The sequence below is a fragment of the Klebsiella sp. R445 genome, from assembly GCF_051131755.1.
Lineage (GTDB): Bacteria > Pseudomonadota > Gammaproteobacteria > Enterobacterales > Enterobacteriaceae > Klebsiella > Klebsiella lignicola.
Genome location: NZ_CP180446.1, coordinates 170,698 through 191,323 on the forward strand (window position 1 = coordinate 170,698; position 20,626 = coordinate 191,323).

A 20,626-nucleotide genomic window follows, 5' to 3' on the forward strand; every position below is an offset into this window, starting at 1 on the left:
TAGGTTTCCTCAGTTAAAACGCATTTCGCAGACGTCGTCCGGCACGATCAATCGTCCGGCAGTTTTGCTGGCAATCTCGTCGAGAGAGACGCCCGGGGCGTATTCGCGCAGCACGAAAGCGCCGTCGCGTATCTCCAGCAGGGCGAGGTCGGTCAGTACCCGCCGGATGCAGCCGACGCCGGTGAGCGGCAGGGTGCATTGCGCCAGCAGTTTCGATTCGCCGCTTTTCGAGGCGTGGGTCATCACCACGATGATGTTCTGCGCGCCGGCCACCAGATCCATCGCGCCGCCCATGCCTTTCACCATTTTTCCGGGGATCATCCACGAGGCGATATTGCCCGCCACGTCGACTTCGAAGGCCCCGAGGACGGTCAGGTCAACATGGCCGCCACGGATCATGGCGAAGGACTGCGCGGAGTCGAAAATCGCCGCGCCGCTGCGGGCGGTCACCGTCTGTTTCCCGGCGTTGATCATGTCCGCGTCGAGCTGCGCTTCATCCGGAAAGCCGCCCATGCCGAGCAGACCGTTTTCGGACTGCAGCATCACGTCTATGCCCGCCGGAATATAGTTGGCTACCAGCGTCGGGATCCCGATGCCGAGGTTGACGTAGTCGCCATCGCGCAGCTCTCTGGCGACGCGCATGGCCATTTGTTCGCGAGTCAGCATGATTAGCGGCTCCTTGTGTGCAGCGTGCGCTGCTCAATACGCTTTTCGAACTGACCGACAATCAGCCGATCGACATAGATGCCGGGGGTGTGTATCGCGGAAGGGGGGAGCTCACCGGGGGGCACGATCTCTTCAACCTCGACCACCGTAATCCGACCGGCGGTGGCCATCAGCGGGTTAAAGTTTTGTGCAGTATGGCGATAGATAACGTTGCCATACCAGTCGGCTTTCCAGCCTTTGACCAGTGCAAAATCACCGGTAATCGCCTCTTCAAGGATGTAGTGTTTACCGGCAAACTCGCGGACTTCTTTACCCTCAGCCACCGGAGTGCCGTAGCCGGTGGCGGTATAAAAACCGGGGATCCCAGCGCCGCCGGCGCGGATTTTCTCTGCCAGCGTACCTTGCGGCGTAAGCTCGACCTGCAGTTCGCCGCTGAGCGCCTGTTGCTCAAACAGGGCGTTTTCGCCAACGTAGGAGGCGACAACCTTGCGTACCTGGCGGCTCTCCAGCAGAATGCCGAGGCCAAAACCGTCGACGCCGCAGTTGTTGGAGACCACCGTCAGCCCCTGCACGTTCCGGCGCTGTACTTCGGCAATCAAATTTTCCGGGATACCGCACAGGCCAAAACCGCCGGCCAGCACCGTCATTCCATCCGTTAACCCTTCCAGCGCCGCTGCGTAGCAGTCGACGCGCTTATCCAGTCCTGCCATGATTCACCTCTGCTGGCTTGCGATGGGGCTATCATTGGGGGCGCGGACTGATTTGATAATTTTGAATTTGTGACCCACTCATTTGGTTTTCTTATTAATTTATTGTTAACTAAATTTTTTCAATCAGTTAACAGGATGAAAAATGAGAATGAGTGTCAAACAGTTACGCGCGTTTTTAGCGGTAGCTCACACTCTGAATTTTGCCCATGCCAGCGAGCGACTGAATCTTTCGCAGCCGGCGCTGAGTTTGACCATCAAGGGGCTGGAAGAGGTGCTCGGTGGGGCTTTACTGCAGCGAAGCACCCGCAAAGTGACGTTGACCCAGGAGGGGGAGATCTTCTTACCTATGGCCCGCCAGCTGCTGGCTGACTGGGACAATGCCGAGGAGGCGATGCGCCAGAGCTTTACGTTGCAGCGCGGTAAAATCTCGGTGGCGGCGATGCCCTCTTTTGCGGCCAACGTGCTGCCTGAGGTGTTGAAAACCTTCCGCGACCGCTACGCCGGCATCAACGTGACGGTGCATGACGTGATTAACGAGCAGGTGATTGAGATGGTCCGCGAGGGGCGGGTGGAGATGGGGATCGCCTTCGAACCAGCGCCGACCAATAATTTACTGTTTACGCCGCTCGGGGTTGACCGGTTTATCGCCATAGTGCCGAAAACCTCGCCGCTCGCCAGCAAGCATCGTCTCTGCTGGCGCGAACTACTGAGCCTCGATTTTATTACCCTGCAGCGGCCTTCGGCGGTTCGCCTGATGCTGGAAGAGGAGCTGGCGCGCAGCGGGCGTAAGCTGGATGTGGCGCTGGAGAGTCACCAGCTGGTAACGGTGGGCAGAATGGTGGCCAGCGGCCTCGGTGGCAGTGCCGTTCCGGCATTATGTCAGTCACAGATGCAGGCGCTGGGCGCGGTGTGTCTGCCGCTCGACAATCCGCCGATTGAGAAGTGCGTTGGGGTGATTCACGCCGGGCATATGCAGCTGTCAAAAGCGGCGCAGGCGCTACTGGAGACGCTGAAGGGAGCGTATTCGCCGGGCTGAGTCGGCTGAGGCCAAAAAAACCGGCGCAGAGCGCCGGTTCAGAAATCAGATTTTGCAGGCGTCGCCGCAATCATCATCGGCAACAATCGCCTGGGCTTTTTTGTCGGCGTCTTCGAGGCGTTCGGCATTACGCTCTTCCGCTTCTTCCAGACCACTGAATACCAGGTTGTCGAGATCAATTTCCATGAGTTACCTACTTTGCTTCTGTTTTGACTGTCGACAGATTATAGAGCAAAACCCGGAGGGGATGAACCCTGCGCCAGCGCCTACCGCACATAGCGATAATGCGCGGCCCCGATTGTCCGTTCACTCGCGCGCTGAGATCCTCACTAATAAGTATTGACGAGGGCTGGTTTTAATTATACAGCGCAGAAAAGATTGTTTCGCTATATATTAAATGAAACGACAACGAGTTGGTGATTCACCGTTGACTTGAGTTGATTATGATATTATGCCCGCGATTATGGTTGATTCTATGGTTCTTCAATAATGACTCAAACAACAATAGTTGCCATCAAAGAATGGCGAAAAAATAATAAGTTAATCTGTCACATTAAACTCGAATATAAAAAGGTCTTACGTAAATGCAGAGAAATATCGCTGCCAGGAGGAAAATATAAAGAATACCAGGCGTTGTGCGAACAATATGCCTGCGCCCGTTTAACCGCTGCCACCGAAGGACTGGTGAGTTTTCAGGATAAGCCGTTCAAAGCCTACCTCAATAAAACCCTGTCCAAAAGAAGCAAGCTGGATATTGCGCACGGTTCTTTGATTTTTATGGAGAAAACCTTCAGCAAGGCGGCGCTGGCGGAGCTGTATAACGTCCGCGAATTTGGCCTGACGCTGGCGGAGATCCCGCTAAAAGACGGCGCGCAGATCACGGTGAATCTTCTGGCATCACCTTTTCAGGAAGAGGGCGAACTGATGCTGTTAATGCTGCAGGGCGAACAACGTCTCTACAGTATCTGTTTTTCCTGTACGGCAGATGGTCGGGCTTATATTGGCGGTATTCAGGGCGGGAAGGATATTTCCTCTGAAGAGATCAAGCTATTGACTAAAGCATTGCACGGTACCCGGCCGAAAAATTTAATTATCTCTTTGCTGTATGGCTTTTTACAGCATAGCGATATTAACGCGCTGTATGCGGTCGATTCTGATTTCCACGTGAAAAGCGAGCAGGTAAAAACCAGCTATGCGGCACTGTGGCTGGAAGTCGGCGGAGAAAAACATCGTCGCGGTTGGTATAAATTACCGGCACAGGAGGTCAGGAAAAATATCGCCGAGGTGAAAAGTAAGCACCGCAGCCAGTTTATCAAACGCGAAGGTTTGAAGGAGCTGGCGCAGCTGGAGATGCTGACCGTCCTGCGGCAAATTAGCGGGTCTTTGCCCGTCAGTTAACCTGTCGTTAACAGATTACCGGGCCAGCAGGGGGCTGTTGGCCCGGTATCTTCCGCCAAATCACGCCACGATTTCAATCAGGTTTCCATCCGGGTCTTTGATGACCGCTTCGTAATAGCCATCCCCGGTGGTGCGTGGAGGGGAAACCAGAATGCCCTCGGCCTGTGCCTGTGCCGCCAGCGCATCAACCTGCTGCGCGCCGCCGACCGAAATGGCCAGATGTACCCAGCCGGTGTGGTTATTATCCGCCGCGCCCGGCTGTAATCCTGGTTTACTCATCAGTTCAATGGCGATGTCGTCGCCGATCTTCACAAAGTAAGACTCAAAACCGGGGTTGGTCTGGCTGCAGTATTTCTCGTTAATCTGGCCGTTAAAGAACCCGGTCCAGAAACGGGCCTGCTGCTCAAGCTGGTGGGTCCATAAGGCGATGTGGGCGACTTTCATGGTAGCTCTCCTGAGAAGACGGGTTGACAGAGCAAGGGCCAATGCATGATCATGCTCTTTATTGCTCGATTAAGGTTAATAAAGGAGTTTGCGTGCTCGATTATGCAGCTTTCCCACAGCAGCGACAAGCGCTTATTTGTCAGATCCTTCAGGAGAACGGGCGGGTGGTATGTGCGGAGCTGGCAACCCGCTTAAACGTCTCAGAGCACACTATTCGCCGGGATCTGCATGAACTGAGCAAAGATGGCTTTTGCAAAAAGGTCTACGGCGGTGCAGTTATGAACCTGCCGGAAGCCGGCGACTACAGCGATCGCAAAGATAAAAATACGGCAACAAAACTCAGGATCGCGCAGAAATGCGCAAGGCTGGTGAAACCCGGCGGCTGCATTTTTATCGATACCGGCACCACCAACCTGGCGATGGCCGAAGCGTTGCCGGCAGAACTGGCGCTGACGGTGGTAACTAACTCCCCGGAAATCGCCGCGGTGCTGTTGAAAAAGCCGCGCTATGACGTGGTGATGCTTGGCGGGCAGGTGCAGCGGGCCTCGGGCGGTTGCGTCGGCGCCTCGGCGGTGGCCCAGCTGCAGGGCGTGTTGTTTGATCAAGGGTTTATCGGCGGCTGTGCGATGGCGCCGGAGTCGGGCCTGACCGGGTTTGACTACGCCGATTGTGAGTTCAAAAAAGCGGTGATTAAACAGTGCAGCGAGATAATCGTCGGCCTGACCTCCGATAAAATCCCGGCGGTGGCCCGGTTTGTGGTGACCGAAAGCAGCGGGATCGATGTGCTGGTGGTGGAGGAGAACGTCAGCCGACAGTACCGCGATGCCTTCCGCGAGCACGATATCCGCATCTATACCGTCTGACCCTCCGGTCTTGGGTCGCTGGCAGCCGCACAGGCGACCTTTATTAAATTGAGAAATTTCCCTTTATCACTTTGATAATTTCGCCGCTTGCCCGCCGTTTTCCGGCCCGGCGAGCCGCCAATCCTCACGATTTTTCCCTGCGGCCGCTGCTTTTTGCGTTTGCAGTCACAAAAAGCAGCGCTAACTGCCTGCCCGCATAACTCTGGCACAGATATTGGATTTGTTGTCCCCGATGAGGCTTTACCCGTGGTGAATCAGGCCTGCGCCGGGTTTGCCAACAACGGTCAATAATAAGGGGAATGCTATGTGTGCTTTACGTTCAGCGTCGCCAGGACGTGTGGATGGTCAGGCGAAAGTCAAAGGAACGGCCATTTATGGCGATGATATCACCCTGCCGGGCATGCTCTTTGGGGTTTGTCGCTATGCGGATATCCCGGCGGGCAAAATTGAACAGCTCGATTTAGACGAGGCGCTGGCGGTTGACGGCGTCGTGAAGATCGCCACCTGGCAGGATATTCCCGGGGAGTCGGTGGTGGGCGTAATTGTGAAAGACTACCTGCCGATCATCAAAGATGAGGTGGTCTTTCACGGTGACGTCATCGCCGTTGTTGCCGCAACTACCTATGAAGCCGCCTGTAAAGCTGCCGATAAAATTCGTGTCCGCTATACGCCCTATACGCCGCTCACCGATATCGAACAGGCACTGGCGCCGGACGCCCGTCGGATACACCCCGAACGCAGCGACAACATCGCCGCGCATCATCACACCCTCAAAGGGGATATCGACAAGGGGTTTGCCGAAGCCCGCCACGTGCTGGAACGCGAGTATGAAGTCGGTTTTCAGGAGCACGCCTACATCGAACCGGAAGTGGTTCTCAGCTGGTTAGACCCGACCGACGGCAGCCTGATTATCTCGGGCTCGATTCAAAACCCGCATCGGGTACGCGGTTTTGTCGCGAAATTTATGGGCTGCCCGCAAAGCATGATTAACATTAAGCGTGCGGTGATGGGCGGCTCTTTTGGCGGTAAAGATGATGTGATTGACCATCTGGCCTGTCGCTCTGCGTTGCTTACCCGCTTAACCGGGCGACCGGTGAAATTTACCTACACCCGCGAGCAGTCAATCATCGAAAGCTGCAAGCGTCACCCTTACAAAATGAAGTACAAGGTGGGTCTCAACGAGGCGGGACATATTGTGGCGATGAAAGTCACCATTCTCGCCGACAGCGGTGGCTATGCCGCCTCTTCGCCATTTGTCACCTGGCGCTCCTCGGTGCAGGCCGCGGGGCCATATCGTATCCCCAATGTTCACATCGATGTGAAAGCGGTCTACACCAATAACAGCTACACCTCGGCGATGCGCGGCTTTGGCTCACCGCAGGTGGTGTATGCCCATGAATCGCTGATGGATGAGATTGCGGATTACCTCAACATGTCGCCGGTGACGCTGCGGGAAATCAACGCGCTGCGCCAGGGAGACACCTCAATCACCGGGCAGGTTTTTGATAAACACACCGTGTCGGCGATCGAGGTGCTGAAAAAAGCCAGCAGCTCGGCGGAGTTTATGGCCAAACGCCAGCGCTATCATCTGCTGAACCAGCAGGGCGGCGTCTGGCGCTACGGTATTGGTCTGGCGCTCAGCTATCGCGGCTGCTCCATCGGGGCGGAAGGGGTCGATACCTCAACGGCGCTGATTCAGGTTAACGAAGACGGCAGCGTCAATATCGCGACCTCGGTGTCGGAAAACGGCCAGGGGCTGCAGACCACCATGTCGCTGATTGCCGCGCAAGCTTTTGGTATCGACCTTGCGGAGATCCACTTCAGCGAGCCGCCAACCTCGGTGATTGGCGACGGCGGTTCAACGGCGGCCACGCGTGGAACCATGGTCGGCGGCGGGGCGATTCTTGATGCTGCAGAGAAGATCAAGCAGCGCATTCTCAGCGTGGTGGGCGACACCATCGGTACCGAGGAGCTTGCGGACACCCTGTGGCAGGACGGCCTGATTATCAACAAACATGATCCTCGCCAGCAGATGGCTTTCAAAACCGCGGTGAACAAAACCAAGTGGGCCAGCGTCAGCCTGACTGAATACGGCTGGTTTGTGCCGCCGCCGATCCACTGGGACGAAGAAAAAGGCTGCGGCAGCCCTTATTTCACCTGGGTTTATGGCTGCCAGGTGGCGGAAGTTCGGGTGAACACCAGCACCGGGAAAACCGACCTGCTGCACGTGACCGCCGCGCATGACGTCGGGCGGATCCTCAATCCGGTGGGTTTCGAAGGGCAGGTGTGCGGCGGTATCGCCCAGGGGTTTGGCTATGCGCTGCTGGAAGATTTCAATATCGAGCACGGCCAGGTGAAGTCAGAAAACTTCGACAGCTACCTGTTGCCCACCATCAAAGATATTCCGCGCATGACGGTGATTGGCGTTGAGAACCCGGATATTGCCGGGCCGATGGGGGCGAAGGGGATCGGCGAGCCGGCCACCGAACTGGCTGCTGCGGCGATCAACAACGCGGTCAGTTTCGCGCTGGGGACGCGGTTCAATAAGCTGCCGTTGACGCTGGAGCAGGTGATCCTCGGCTATAACCTGAAGAAACCGGCGCGTCAGAGTGAACTGATGATCGAGGCGGATAATAAAAAACAGGTGCTGCGGTTGACCGACGTAGAGGTGGTTCGTCCGCAAAGTCTGGAACAGGCGCTTACGCTGCTGGCCCAGGAGGGGGTGACGGCGATTGCGGGCGGGACGGATGTCATTGTGCAGGGACGGTTGCAAACCCGGCCGATGAAGCTGGTGGATATTTCCCGCCTGCCGGAACTGATCGGGATAACGGAAGATCCGCACACCCATGAGGTGATGATTGGCGCTGCTATGGCTTTCAATCGTATTACCGAGCATCCGCTGCTGCGCGAACGCTATCCGCTGCTGGTGCAGGCCTGTCATACGGTAGGCTCGCACCAGATCCGCAACCGCGCCACCATCGGCGGCAATATCGTCAACGCCGCGCCCTGCGGTGATTCGCTCCCGCCGGCCATTCTCTACGATGCCAGTATCGAACTGCGCTCGCTGCACGGCGTGCGGCGGATGGCGCTGAGTGAGTTTGTGCTCTCCGGCTACAAAACCCAACGCCAGGCGGATGAACTGCTGACTAAGGTGATCCTGCCGCCGCCGGCCAGGCCGCACGCCGCCGGTTTTTATCATCAACTGGGGCGCCGCAATGCGCTGAATATCACCCGCCAGAGCCTGAGCGCGCTGATGGAGTTCGATAGCGACGGTGCCGTCAGCTACTGCCGGCTAGTGGATGGTGCATTGTTTAGCAAGCCGCAGCGGCTGTTGGATGTCGAACGTTGTCTGACGGGCCATGTGCTGAATAGTGACACCGTGGAGAGCGCCTGCGAGGTGCTGGATAAGCTGATCTATGCCGCCATCGGCAAGCGTTGGTCTGCCGCCTACAAACAGCCGGTCTTTATCAGCATGTTCCGCGACATGATGGCGCAGGCGCAGCTGGCCCACGGGAAATAATTATTACAACCGGGGCGCGGCGTCGCCCTGTACAGGACTGAGCAATGAGCACAATTAACGTGAAGGTGAATGGCAAGCTGGTGAAGGCAAAGGTTGAGGGCCGCATGCGGCTGCTGGATTTGGTGCGGGATACCCTGCATTTGACCGCTACCAAAGAGGGCTGCTCCATCGGGGAGTGCGGGGCCTGTACGGTATTGATGGATGGCAATGCCGTCTGTTCCTGTATGATTCTGGCGGGGCAGTGTGACGGGGCGGAGATAACGACCCTCGAAGGGCTGAACGATAACCCGCTGACGCAGAAGCTTCAGCAGGCGTTTGTCGAAAAAGGGGGCGTGCAGTGCGGTTTTTGTACGCCGGGCGTGCTGGTGAGCACCACCGCGCTGTTGACCGCCGAACCGCACCCGACAGATGAGCAGCTCAAGGATGTGCTGGAAGGCAATATCTGCCGCTGCACCGGCTATCAACCGATCCTGGATTCAATCCACCATGCCTTAAAGTCGTAGCCGTGCAGCACCGGGGGCGACGGGTCGTGCAGTCCGGCCGCCTCCGGGGAGGCGGCTTTGTTAACCCATGGCGCTTTCGCGCAGGCGGGCTTTCAGCTTGCTGTACTCGTCAATCACATACTGCTCGGCGGCGCGTTGATCGGCGATGCGCTCAACGTTCACGGCGCAGTACTTGTACTCCGGCGTTTTGGTAATCGGGCTCAGGTTCTCGGTCACCAGCTCGTTACAGGCGCCAATCCACCACTGGTAGGTCATATAGACCGCCCCTTTATTCGGCCGGTCGCTGACCTGGGCACGGGTGATGATCCGCCCTTTGCGCGAATTGACCCACACCAGCGCTTTATCTTCAATCCCCAGACGCGCGGCGTCGGCGGTGTTGATTTGCGCATAGCCCGGTTCATCCGCCAGCGCGGCCAGCGCCGCACAGTTGCCGGTCATCGAACGACACGAATAGTGGCCTACTTCACGCACCGTTGAGAGCACCATCGGGTACTCGTCGGTCAGCTTGTCAATCGGCGCAACCCAGTCGCAGGTATAGAACTGCGCCAGACCGTTCGGGGTATCAAACTTCTCTTTAAACAGATAAGAGGTCCCCTGATCGGCATCGGACTCGTCGCGACACGGCCACATGATGTAGCCCAGCTCGCCCATTTTCTCGTAGGTGGCACCGTAGAAATCCGGGCACAGATGCCGCAACTCGTCCCAGATCTCCTGGGTGTTGTTGTAGTGCATCGGGTAGCCCATCCGGGTGGCGATTTCACTGATGATCTGCCAGTCGGTTTTCAGGTCCCACTTCGGCTCTACCGCTTTAAAGAAGCGCTGGAAGCCACGGTCGGCGGCGGTATAGACGCCTTCATGCTCGCCCCACGACGTTGACGGTAAAATCACATCCGCCGCCGACGCGGTTTTGGTCATAAAGATGTCCTGGACGATAACCAGTTCCAGCTCTTCAAAAGCTTTACGCACGGCGGACAGCTCGGCGTCGGTCTGGAGCGGATCTTCCCCCATGATGTAAGCCGCCCGCACTTCGCCATGTGCCGCGCGGTGCGGCAGCTCGCTGATGCGGTAGCCGGTGTGTTCCGGCAGGCTGTCGACGCCCCAGGCTCTGGCGAACTTCTCGCGGTTTTCCGGGAACTTCACATACTGGTAGCCCGGATAGGTATCCGGCAGCGCGCCCATATCGCAGGCACCCTGGACGTTGTTCTGCCCGCGCACCGGATTGACGCCGACGCTCGGTTTACCGAGGTTGCCGGTCATGATCGCCAGGCTGGTCAGCGAGCGGACGGTCTCCACCCCCTGATAGAACTGGGTGACGCCCATGCCCCACAGGATCGCGGCGGATTTGGCGCTGGCGTACATCCGGGCGCATTCGCGGATTTGCTGCGCGCTGACGCCGGTGATCGCTTCCACCGACTCCGGCGTGTAGCCTTCGACGATTTTGCGATACTCCTCGAAGCCCTCAGAACGGCTGGCCACGAAGGATTTATCGTAGAGATCTTCCTCGATGATGACATGCCCGATGGCGTTGAGCAGCGCGATGTTCGAGCCGTTTTTCAACGCGATGTGCATATCGGCAATGCGCGCGGTTTCAATTTTGCGCGGATCGCAGACGATAATTTTCGCCCCATTGCGTTTGGCGTTAATCACGTGATTCGCCACGATGGGGTGTGAATCTGCCGGGTTGTACCCGAAGATAAACACGAGATCGGTGTTATCAATCTCTGTGATGGCATTACTCATGGCGCCATTACCGACCGACTGGTGCAGACCTGCAACCGAAGGGCCGTGTCAGACGCGCGCGCAACAGTCGACGTTATTGGTACCAATAACGGCGCGTGCGAATTTTTGCATCACATAGTTGGTTTCATTGCCGGTGCCGCGGGATGAGCCGGTGGTCTGGATAGCATCCGGGCCGTACTTGGCTTTAATCTCGCTGAGGCGGGTGGCGACGTAGTCGAGGGCCTCTTCCCAGGAGACGGATTCCAGTTTGCCGCCACGCTGACGGCGGATCATCGGGGTTTTCAGACGCGGGGTGAGGATCTGGGTATCGTTAATAAAGTCCCAGCCATAGTAGCCTTTCAGGCACAGGGTTCCCTGGTTATTTTTCCCCATGGCGGCTTCAGCACAGAGAATGTTCCCCGCTTCGGTCACCAGCCTGATCTTACAGCCGGCGGCGCAGTAGGGGCATACGGTCATCACGTTTTTCATTATGATAATTATCCTCGTCAGAGCGAAACGCAGGCTCAGTGGTTAAAAAAAAGCCAAAAATTAAAGCGACTATTGAGGCAAAGATAAATGGCGTGCTGGACCACAGGCAGGCTCAGCAGGGCAATAACGGTGGCAGCACAAGCAACGCGTAATAGCATGGCAATGGCTCCTGAAGTGGCGCAGGACCTGCGCGGAAAAAGCGAGTGGCGCCAGAACCAGCTCCGGCGCCACGGCAGCGAGGGTTACTCTTCGTTCTGGTGTTCTTTAACTTTGCGCATCAGTAACCACATGCGCATGGTGCGTGGCTGACGTTTCGCGGCCTGGCTGTCGGGGATCAGGCCGGTATGTTTGTTGTAACCGTTGAAGAACAGGTTGAGCGTCACCGCGCTGAATGTGGCCAGCATGATGCCGCTGTGCAGCAACGGCTGCAGCACTTCCGGGAATTTTGAGAAAAAATCGTGCGACAGGGTTGGCGTCAGCCCCACGCCAAGGCTGATGGCAACGATATACAGGTTGTAGCGGTTGGTGGAATAGTTGATGCGCGCCAGGATACGGATGCCGGTCGCCAGCACCATACCGAACATCACCAGCCCCGCGCCGCCCAACACAAACTGCGGGATAGAGGCCACCAGTACCGCCATTTTTGGCACCATCCCGAACATGATCAGAATGGCTCCCGATGCGACGCAAACCCAGCGGCTGTGGACGCGAGTCACGCTGACCAGACCGACGTTCTGGGAAAATGAAGTATGCGGGAAACTATTGAACAGTCCACCAAACAGCGTGCCGATACCATCTACACGCAGCCCGCGCACGATATCCTGCGGCGTGAGTTTGCGACCGACAATTTCCCCGAGCGCCAGAAACATCCCCATCGACTCGATGAACACGATGATCACCACCGCGGTCATGGTGATAATTGAGATCGGGTCGAAGACCGGCGTCCCCAGCGCCATCGGCGTGACTATCGCAAACCAGCTGGCGTCATTCAGGCCGGTCAGGTTCACTTCATTCATCATCATCGACAGAAAAAAGCCGAACACGATCCCCAGCAGCACGGCGACGTTCGACATAAACCCTTTAGCAAAGCGGGTGACCAGCAGGATAAACAGCAGCACGGCGAAGGAAATGCACAGATAGACCGGGTTACCGTAATCGGGGTTGCCTTTACCGCCGGCGGCCCAGTCGATCCCGACCTGCATAATGCTCAGGCCGATAGAGGTGATAACGACCCCGGTGACCAGCGGGGGAAACAGCGGCATCAGCCGCCCGATAAGCGGCGCCAGCAGGGTGGTAATGATCCCGGCGCCGATTGTCGCCCCGAAAATCCCCAACAGGCCAATATCGGGGTGCATACCGATCGCCAGCATCGGCGTCACGGCGGCAAAGGTCACCGACATAATGACCGGCAGACGAATCCCCATAAAGCGGCCGATACCGATACATTGCAGCAGCGTGACCACGCCGCAGCAGAACAGGTCGGAGCTAATCAGGAGCGCGACCGTCTCCTTACTTAACCCCAGCCTGTCCCCGATCATCAACGGCACGGCGACGGCGCCGGCATACATAACCAGAACGTGCTGCAAACCCAAAACAACCAGCTTCCCCGGAGACAAGACACGATCCACCTCATCTGTTGTGTGGGGGCTGCCAGAGACCGATGGTGGCTGAGAATCAATGGCGCTCATACTGTTTTACTCCTTATTATCCGACGTGCCTCTCTAAGAGACGGGGGTCGGGAAGAGGGATAAATAACAATGACAAAGACCTGCAGGGAATATGCTTAGGGAGTGCCAGTTTTTGGCAAGTGCGGCAGAACGTTGCTGAAATGCGTCGATGGTCACAGAACGTACCGTTTGTGTGACGGTCATGCGGGGTCTTGTGGCGGGCGAGACGCTGAAACGTCTCATTATGATAGGAATCAAATCATTCTGAATCGCAAGATGATTCAGCGTGCCGTGGGCGGGTGTTGGCCCGGCCGGAGAGCGGGTGCTTGTTTCTTTGAGGCGGTTCGCAAAAATGAACCTGTCAGACAGCGGGGCGTAAAAAGCGCCTGATTATTGCATCGTGACCCTGGTACTTATTCAGAATAATAAAAGGGACGCACATGAATCGATTTATTGTCGCCGATGCCGCCCGCTGCATTGGTTGCCATGTTTGTGAGATAGCTTGTGTGACGGGACATCATCAGGATGCCTGGCCGACACAGCGTCGTGACTTTCTTCCGCGTATCCACGTTGTCTTCTACCATAAGCAGAGCAGTGCCACTACCTGTCACCACTGCAACGATGCCCCTTGCGTCACCTCGTGTCCGACGCAGGCACTGTATAGGGCGAATAACAGCATTCAGCTTAAGCAGGCAGATTGCATTGGTTGTAAAAACTGCGTGATCGCCTGTCCTTTTGGCGCCATTGAAATGGCCGCCGCCGGGGATGAGCAGCCGCTGCTGGCGCAGAAGTGCGATCTCTGTAGTGAACATCCCTCTGGTCAGCCGTCCTGTGTAGCCGCTTGCCCGACGCAGGCGCTGACGCTGATGGATGATGCCGCTATCGAGCGGCTGCGCCGTGAACGGCAAATTCGTGCTGCTCAGGGGCAGGAGTTTGCGCCTCGGCAACAGGACCGACGCGAAGCCTTGCTGAATAAGGTACCGCGCGTCGGCGCGAAAAAAGCCGACGCTGAGGCGCGTAAGGCCCACTTCGCCGAGATTTACCACGGGCTGGACGCCGACAAGGCGCAGTACGAGAGCGAGCGCTGCCTCTACTGTGCACAGAAAGCCTGGTGTAACTGGACCTGTCCGCTGCATAACCACATCCCGGACTTTATTCGTCTGGTTCAGGAGGGCGATGTGATGGCGGCGGCGGAGCTGTGTCATCAAAGCAGTTCCCTGCCGGAAATTTGCGGTCGGGTGTGCCCGCAAGATCGCCTGTGCGAGGGGGCCTGCACCCTGAAAAAGGGCAGCGGGGCGGTCGCCATCGGCAACCTTGAGCGCTATATCACCGATACCGCTCTGGCGATGGGCTGGCGGCCCGACGTCGGTAATATCACTGCGCGAAAAGAGCGGGTGGCGGTGGTCGGTGCTGGCCCGGCGGGCCTGGGGTGCGCGGATATCCTCGCCCGTGCGGGCGTACAGGTGGAGGTCTTTGACAAGCATCCGGAAATCGGCGGCCTGCTGACCTTCGGCATCCCGCCCTTTAAGCTGGACAAAAGCGTGCTGCAGGCCCGAAGGTCGATCTTCAGCGAGATGGGGATTACCTTCCATCTCAATCACGAAGTGGGGCGCGATGTCGCCTTTAGCGACCTGGTGGCAGGATATGACGCGGTGTTTCTCGGCGTCGGGACCTACGGCCTGATGGCGGCTGGCCTGGAAGGTGAAGATGCGCCGGGGGTGATTCAGGCGCTGCCGTTTTTGATTGCCAGCACCCGTGAGGTGATGGGGATTGAAGAGAGTCAGGAGTACCCGCTGACCGAGATTAATGGCAAACGGGTGGTGGTGCTAGGGGGCGGCGATACGGCGATGGACTGCCTGCGTACCGCGATCCGCCGTGGGGCAACCAGCGTAACCTGCGCCTACCGCCGCGATGAGCTCAGCATGCCGGGGTCGAAAAAAGAGGTGGTGAACGCCCGCGAAGAAGGGGTCGAGTTCCAGTTTAACGTTCAGCCGCAGTACATTCTGCGTAACCGCAAAGGTCAGGTCAGTGCGGTCGGGATGATCCGTACCGCAATGGGCGAGGCAGGGGCCGACGGACGTCGTCGACCGCAGCCGGTGCCGGGATCCGAATTTGAACTGCCGGCGGATGTGCTGGTGATGGCGTTTGGTTTCCAGGCGCACGAGATGCCGTGGCTGCGCGGGCAGGGCGTTCAGCTCGACCGCTGGGGGCAGATCTGCACCGGCGGCAAAGGGCGCGGCGTTACGCAGACCGGTAATGACAAAATTTTTGCCGGCGGAGATGCGGTGCACGGCGCTGACCTGGTGGTGACGGCGATGGTGGCCGGGCGTCAGGCGGCCAACGACATGCTGGCGTTGTTCAGGCACAAGGAGGAGGTATGACGCATTTTATTGTTGCCAGTCCGCAGTCCTGCATTGGCTGTCGCACCTGTGAGGTTGCCTGCGCGTTGTCGCATGTGGCCGAAGGCGCGGCGTTTCATCCGCGTCTGAAGGTGATGCGCCTCGATACCCTCAGCGTGCCGGTGATGTGCCATCAGTGTGAAAACGCCCCTTGCGTGACTGCTTGTCCGGTCGGGGTGCTCACGATGGGGAGCTTGCGGGTAGAGGCCGATGCCGGGCGCTGCATCGGGTGTCAGGGCTGCGTGGTGGCCTGCCCCTTTGGCGCTATCACCGTTGTGACCGCCGCCGAACATCCACCGGCGATCGTCAAATGCGATTTGTGCGAGGGGCGCGAGCGCGGGCCTGCCTGCATGGATGTTTGCCCGACCGCGGCGCTTAGCGTGATGACCGAAGAGACGCTGGCGGCATTACAAAAGCAGCGTAACGTTGCCACCGCTAGTCTGTTAACGCTGTAAAAAAACATGCTGGCCACCTCGGGTGACCAGCATGATATTCAGTACGGTTGTTGGAAAAACGGGGCCGCCTCAGGCCAGGGCGTCCATCCGCTGCCACATTTTCGCCGCCGCTTTGCGGGCTTCGGCAAAAATCGGCTCACAGTCAAAGGTAAACTGCCGGTCTTCGTACACCATCACCCCATTGACCATCACGCTATGCACGTGACTGCTTCCCATCCCGAAGGCGAGGTGGCCGGCAATATTCTCCGCCACAAACGGCGTCGGAGAGAGGTAATCGTAGAGGGTTAAATCGGCTTTGTACCCCGCGGCAACCCGGCCAAACCGGGCGTTAAAGTTGCGGCTGAGCAGTTCATTGCCGTTACTCAACGCGCGGGCAAAGCTGTCCGGCCACAGCGGTCCACCGGCGTCGCGGTGTTTGAAGAAGGCAAACTTGAGCTCCTCGAACATATCCGAGCCGATGCCGTCGGTGCCGAGAGCCAGGTTACGGAAGGCCGCCAGCCGTTGGTTATAGCCGACGTGATTGTTCATATTGGAGCGGGCGTTATGCACCAGGAAACCGTCCCGGGCATTCAGCAATTCAATGTCACGATCGGATAAATAGAGCCCATGAGCAACCAGGGTTTTGTGGTCGAGCAGGTCGAACTCCGCCAGTCGCACCAGCAGGTCTTTGGCGTAATGATGGTGGCTATGGCAGACATCATAGCGGTCTTCCGCCGCGTGAATATGAAGCCCGCGGCCGGTGGCTTTCAGGGCTTCCGCCAGCATTGCCAGGCCCTCATCCGGCACCGTGAACGGCGCGTGAGCGCCGATATGCGCTTCGACCAGATAGGGCGTGCTGCCCTGTTCCCGGGCGCTGTCGATTTCCCGCGCAAAGCGGATATTTTCCTCTACGCCGGCCTGCAGCTCTTTGGCGCCGCCGTTACGATCGGTGGTCTCAAAGCAGGTCATCCCGCGTAGCCCCACCTGCAAAAAAGCGCGCCGCAGCTGGCTTAGCGACCCGGCAATATAGCCAGGTGAAGCATGATGGTCGATAACCGCGGTACAGCCGCTGCGGATCGCCTCCAGCGCGCAGATGACGCCGCTGTAGTACAGCGACTCTTCATCCAGCGTGCGGTCCAGTCGCCACCACAGGTTTTTGAGCGTTGAGATAAAATCCGGGCACGGTGGGATAGTGGCCTGAATACCGCGCGATAACCCGGAATAAAAATGGTTGTGCGAGCAGACGTTGCCCGGCATCACCAGCCGACCCTGCATCGCTTTAACGGTGGCCTGCGGATAGCGCTGGCTCAGGTCAGGGCCAACCTCGAGGATGGTATCGTTGTCGATAACAATATCGACATTGTCTTGTACGCTCGCCGGGTGCAGCTGCGCGACGGTGGCGTTTTTCAGTATCAGAATGCTCATACTTCGACGGCTCCTAGCAGGTAACGGTGGTGGCGATGAACATGGCTGATGATCCGGCACATGTCGGTCAGCGGTGAGGGAACGTCATCAAACTGGCTGTTGTCATCGATAGTCAGCTGCCAGGTCTGCTGGTTCTGGCGGATGTGCACCTGGCGTGCATCAATCAGAAAACCGGGGTTGCTGCTGTGAGTGAAATCCTCGGCGAGGCTAAAGACGGTGATTTTGTCTTTATAGGGTTTACCCTGCCACGGACAGAACTGCGCGCAGTTGCCGCATTCATTACAGAAAGCGTCAAGGTGCAGGGTCTGATAACGGTTCTTAAAGCCCGGTACCGCGATGGAGACGTTGGCGCGGTTAGGACATACATCCACGCATTTACTGCAGACGTAGTTGCACTCCAGGCAGCGGGCCGCTTCCTGCGTCACGAACGCTTCGCGGTCGTCCGGGCTGACCTCGGCAACCGCAATGGCGCCCTTGCGGCGGTAGATCTCCGCCGGGTCGACGTTATTCCAGTGCTTATTACCATGGTGACTGAGGATATTTTCGCGCGCCAGAATGGCGTCCGTGGCCCGCCGGGCATTGCCGATGGCCGAGACGATGGACGAGGGGCCGCGCTGCACGTCGCCGATCAGGAAGACGTTGGGCTGGCGGGTTTCGCCGTCAGCAGCCACTTCCGGCCAGCCGTGCTCATCGAGCGGAATGCCCATCGCCGCCAGCGCGTCGCTGTCCTGCTGCTCGCCAATGGCGGTGATCAGCGTGTCCACCTGCAACGTGCAGGTTTCAGGGGTGTCTACGGGGCGGCGACGTCCTTTTTCGTCCGACTCGCCGAGGGTCATCACGCGTAGCGTCAGCGTCCCGTCGGCGTCGTATCGTTCCGGGTTGTTGAGAAAACGGAACACCACGCCATCGTGCTGTGCTTCTTCAAACTCTTCGCGCCAGGCCGGCATCTCCTGTTGCGAACGGCGGTAGACGATCGTCGCCTGCTCGACGCCAGGGACGCGCAGGGCCGCGCGGGCGCAGTCCATCGCCGTATTCCCCGCGCCAACAATAGCGACATGTTTCCCCAGCCGCAGGTTATCGCCGCGGTTATATGCCCGCAGAAACTGTAGCGATTTGCGCACGTTAGGGTTATCACCGCGCAGCGTCACGCCACTGTTTTTATCGGTCCCGGTGGCGACCAGCACGTACTGGAACCCTTTTTGCTGCAGCTGTTCAACGTTCAGATGCGGGTCGCAGCCGTAGACAATATCGACGCCGTGACGGACGACAAAATCGATATCCTGCTCAATGATCTCGGCTGGTATACGAAACTGCGGGATGATATTGCGCACCACGCCGCCGGCGTTGGCCTCACGCTCAAACAGCGTAACCGGATGGCCGGCACGAGCGAGGAAATAGCCGGCAGCCAACCCCGCCGGCCCGGCACCAATGACGGCCACCGGATGGCGGCTGCCGGAACCCGCCGGTTTATGCCAGCGGCGTTGATAGTCGTCCCAACCTTTTTCCAGGGCAATTTTTTTCAGCTCACGAATGTTAAGCGCGCTGTCGTAATCCAGGCGAGTGCAATTGTTCTGGCACTGGTGGTCGCAGATATGGCCGGTAATCGCCGGCAGCGCGTTGCGCTGATAAATCAGATCCAGCGCCTCGGCATAGCGACGTTCCCCCATCAGGCGGATATATTCCGGGATATCCTGTTTGATGGCGCAGGCGGTCACGCAGGGGGCAACGTAACAGTCGGTCAGCGGCAGCGCTTCCCCGACATCAATGCGCTCATCGGGTTTCCACTGTTTCTGGGTGTAGTCCATGGTGACGGCTTTTTCCGCCAGGGCGTTCAGCCGTTGTACATCGACCTGTTTCATGTGCCAGCCGTCGGACTGCTCCAGTTCGCGCATGCATTCGCTAAGCCGCAAATAGCCGCCGGGTTTGAGTAGATCCGTCGCCATGGTAATCGGGTGGATCCCGGTTTCGAAGATCTCGCGAATGTTGAGCTGGCTGGCACCACCGGAATAGGAGATGGGCAGTTTGCCGTCGAACGCCCGGGAGAGCAGGGCGGCGACGTTAATGGAGAGCGGGAACAGCGCTCGTCCGGACATGTACATTTCGTCTCCGGGCAGCGCGCCTTTGTTGTTGACGGTCCCGAGGGTGTTGGTCAGTTTTACGCCGAAGCCGAGGTCTCGCGCTTTTGCCAGCTGCATCAGGCGCGCCAGCATCTCCAGCGCCCGGTCAATTTTCAGATCATGCTCGAACGACGCTTCGTTGAGGCCAATATAGCCAAAGCCGCAGGTATCGAGTATTTCACGCACCCGCGAATAGCCCAGTAGCGTTGGGTTGAGCTTGACGAAGGTGTTGAGGTTTTTGTCTTCCAGCATATAGCGGCAGATAGCTTCAATCTCGTCGGGCGGGCAGCCGTGCATGGTCGAGAGCGTGACGCCCTGCACCAGGGTGGCGGGGATCCGCTGCGCCAGCGTCGCCAGCCGTGGGCGGATATCGTCGAGCTGGTGGCGAACCAGGAACGCGTCGTCATGCAGCCAGCGGTCGAGGATTTCGCGATAGCGGGCAAATTCCGGCTGGCTGGTGGCGTTGAGCATGGTGTGGATAAACTGCTGCATCGGCGGCTGCTTGATGCCGTCGAGGTTGTAGCCGACACTCATATTGAAAATAAACGATTTCCCCGCCTCCATCGGCGTCAGGGGCAGGATCTCTTCCAGCAGATGCAGGATAAACCAGGCTTTCAGATACTCGTCGCTGGCCTTCTTCAGGGTAAATTCGGTCGACCATTCGGTGTTGAAACACTCATCTTCGGCGTCGATACAGGGCTTTTCCAGCTCCAGCCGGTCAAGGATCTGCACGGTTTTCAGTTCGATAAACCGGCCGCCGGTAAGCCAGGAGGTAATAATATTTTGCGCCAGCTGGGTATGCGGCCCGGCGGCAGGCCCGACCGGGGTCGCGCACGGTTCGCCGAACACGGTGATCCGCTGCTGGCGGGTTGGTGAGTAAAACTGCTGTTCGGGAATACCAAATATGGAACGATGATGGTGGTATTCATCAAAGATGCGCGTCAATAATTCCTCAAATGGAACCGGACGCATAATATCTCCCATAACCCTCTCCTTAAATGAATCGGTGAATGCGCATGGCCCGCAGGGCAAACGCGCTGACGAATTAAGAGAGCAGGAGCAACAATCACACCAGTTATTAAATAATGAACAGGGCTTGGTATGAAATTGTGAGAGGGATCGGATATTAATCGTGGTTTATGAAATGCATCACATGACGGAAATGCGAATTAAAATCACTCAGTGAGCGGGGTTTTATTTATTTCTCAAAATTATCGTGAGGCTATCACAATGATA

At 57.8% G+C, this 20,626-nt stretch carries 15 protein-coding genes; 7 read left to right on the plus strand and 8 right to left on the minus strand.

Annotated elements, in window-relative coordinates:
- Nucleotides 1-9 precede the first annotated feature (9 nt).
- Nucleotides 10-666: a CoA transferase subunit B gene (locus ACMYSN_RS00790; protein ID WP_462496632.1), complete on the minus strand. Its 657-nt coding sequence runs from the start codon at nucleotides 664-666 to the stop codon at nucleotides 10-12.
- Nucleotides 667-668: 2 nt separating this feature from the next.
- Nucleotides 669-1,376: a CoA transferase subunit A gene (locus tag ACMYSN_RS00795; protein WP_462496633.1), complete on the minus strand. Its 708-nt coding sequence runs from the start codon at nucleotides 1,374-1,376 to the stop codon at nucleotides 669-671.
- Between the two features lie 142 nt (nucleotides 1,377-1,518).
- On the opposite strand from ACMYSN_RS00795, the gene ACMYSN_RS00800 reads away from it, so the two are divergent.
- Nucleotides 1,519-2,412, plus strand: coding sequence for a LysR family transcriptional regulator (locus ACMYSN_RS00800; protein ID WP_462496634.1), 894 nt, complete (start codon nucleotides 1,519-1,521; stop codon nucleotides 2,410-2,412).
- Between the two features lie 45 nt (nucleotides 2,413-2,457).
- Here the strand turns inward: ACMYSN_RS00800 and ACMYSN_RS00805 are convergent, their stop codons facing one another.
- Nucleotides 2,458-2,598 carry a hypothetical protein gene (locus ACMYSN_RS00805; protein WP_434584464.1) on the minus strand — a complete coding sequence of 47 codons (141 nt, stop codon included), beginning with the start codon at nucleotides 2,596-2,598 and terminating at the stop codon, nucleotides 2,458-2,460.
- A gap of 303 nt (nucleotides 2,599-2,901) precedes the next feature.
- Here ACMYSN_RS00805 and ACMYSN_RS00810 point away from each other — a divergent pair, with 303 nt between their 5' ends.
- The gene (locus ACMYSN_RS00810) at nucleotides 2,902-3,810 is read left to right on the plus strand and encodes a VirK/YbjX family protein (protein WP_462496635.1); all 909 of its coding nucleotides are present in this window, start codon (nucleotides 2,902-2,904) and stop codon (nucleotides 3,808-3,810) included.
- A gap of 60 nt (nucleotides 3,811-3,870) precedes the next feature.
- Here the strand turns inward: ACMYSN_RS00810 and ACMYSN_RS00815 are convergent, their stop codons facing one another.
- On the minus strand, nucleotides 3,871-4,254 hold the full coding sequence (locus tag ACMYSN_RS00815; RefSeq protein ID WP_331850958.1) for a VOC family protein: 384 nt from the start codon (nucleotides 4,252-4,254) through the stop codon (nucleotides 3,871-3,873).
- A 92-nt stretch (nucleotides 4,255-4,346) separates the two neighbouring features.
- Here ACMYSN_RS00815 and ACMYSN_RS00820 point away from each other — a divergent pair, with 92 nt between their 5' ends.
- The 3 genes from ACMYSN_RS00820 (at nucleotide 4,347) to ACMYSN_RS00830 (ending at nucleotide 9,140) form a co-directional block, all read left to right on the plus strand.
- A complete protein-coding gene (locus ACMYSN_RS00820) occupies nucleotides 4,347-5,117 on the plus strand; it encodes a DeoR/GlpR family DNA-binding transcription regulator (protein ID WP_174510005.1) in 771 nt (256 codons plus the stop codon).
- A 304-nt stretch (nucleotides 5,118-5,421) separates the two neighbouring features.
- Nucleotides 5,422-8,637, plus strand: a complete 3,216-nt coding sequence (locus ACMYSN_RS00825) for a molybdopterin cofactor-binding domain-containing protein (RefSeq protein WP_462496636.1) — start codon at nucleotides 5,422-5,424, stop codon at nucleotides 8,635-8,637.
- Between the two features lie 44 nt (nucleotides 8,638-8,681).
- Entirely contained in the window at nucleotides 8,682-9,140 is a 459-nt protein-coding gene (locus ACMYSN_RS00830) for a (2Fe-2S)-binding protein (RefSeq protein WP_462496637.1), read from the plus strand.
- A gap of 60 nt (nucleotides 9,141-9,200) precedes the next feature.
- Here the strand turns inward: ACMYSN_RS00830 and fdhF are convergent, their stop codons facing one another.
- A complete protein-coding gene (fdhF, locus tag ACMYSN_RS00835; RefSeq protein WP_462496638.1) occupies nucleotides 9,201-11,348 on the minus strand; it encodes a formate dehydrogenase subunit alpha in 2,148 nt (715 codons plus the stop codon).
- A 242-nt stretch (nucleotides 11,349-11,590) separates the two neighbouring features.
- Entirely contained in the window at nucleotides 11,591-13,036 is a 1,446-nt protein-coding gene (locus tag ACMYSN_RS00840) for a nucleobase:cation symporter-2 family protein (protein ID WP_123754625.1), read from the minus strand.
- 419 nt (nucleotides 13,037-13,455) lie between these two features.
- On the opposite strand from ACMYSN_RS00840, the gene ygfT reads away from it, so the two are divergent.
- Complete coding sequence (gene ygfT, locus ACMYSN_RS00845) at nucleotides 13,456-15,396, plus strand: formate-dependent uric acid utilization protein YgfT (RefSeq protein ID WP_462496639.1); 1,941 nt, start codon at nucleotides 13,456-13,458, stop codon at nucleotides 15,394-15,396.
- Nucleotides 15,393-15,869, plus strand: coding sequence for a 4Fe-4S dicluster domain-containing protein (locus tag ACMYSN_RS00850; protein WP_462496640.1), 477 nt, complete (start codon nucleotides 15,393-15,395; stop codon nucleotides 15,867-15,869). Before ygfT ends, ACMYSN_RS00850 begins: the two co-directional genes overlap by 4 nt.
- Before the next feature lie 69 nt (nucleotides 15,870-15,938).
- Here ACMYSN_RS00850 and ssnA read toward each other — a convergent pair whose 3' ends face one another.
- Nucleotides 15,939-17,273 carry an amidohydrolase family protein gene (ssnA, locus tag ACMYSN_RS00855; RefSeq protein WP_462496641.1) on the minus strand — a complete coding sequence of 445 codons (1,335 nt, stop codon included), beginning with the start codon at nucleotides 17,271-17,273 and terminating at the stop codon, nucleotides 15,939-15,941.
- Nucleotides 17,270-20,374: a putative selenate reductase subunit YgfK gene (gene ygfK, locus ACMYSN_RS00860; protein ID WP_462496642.1), complete on the minus strand. Its 3,105-nt coding sequence runs from the start codon at nucleotides 20,372-20,374 to the stop codon at nucleotides 17,270-17,272. The genes ssnA and ygfK overlap by 4 nt, the downstream gene beginning before the upstream one ends.
- Nucleotides 20,375-20,626: the final 252 nt, after the last annotated feature.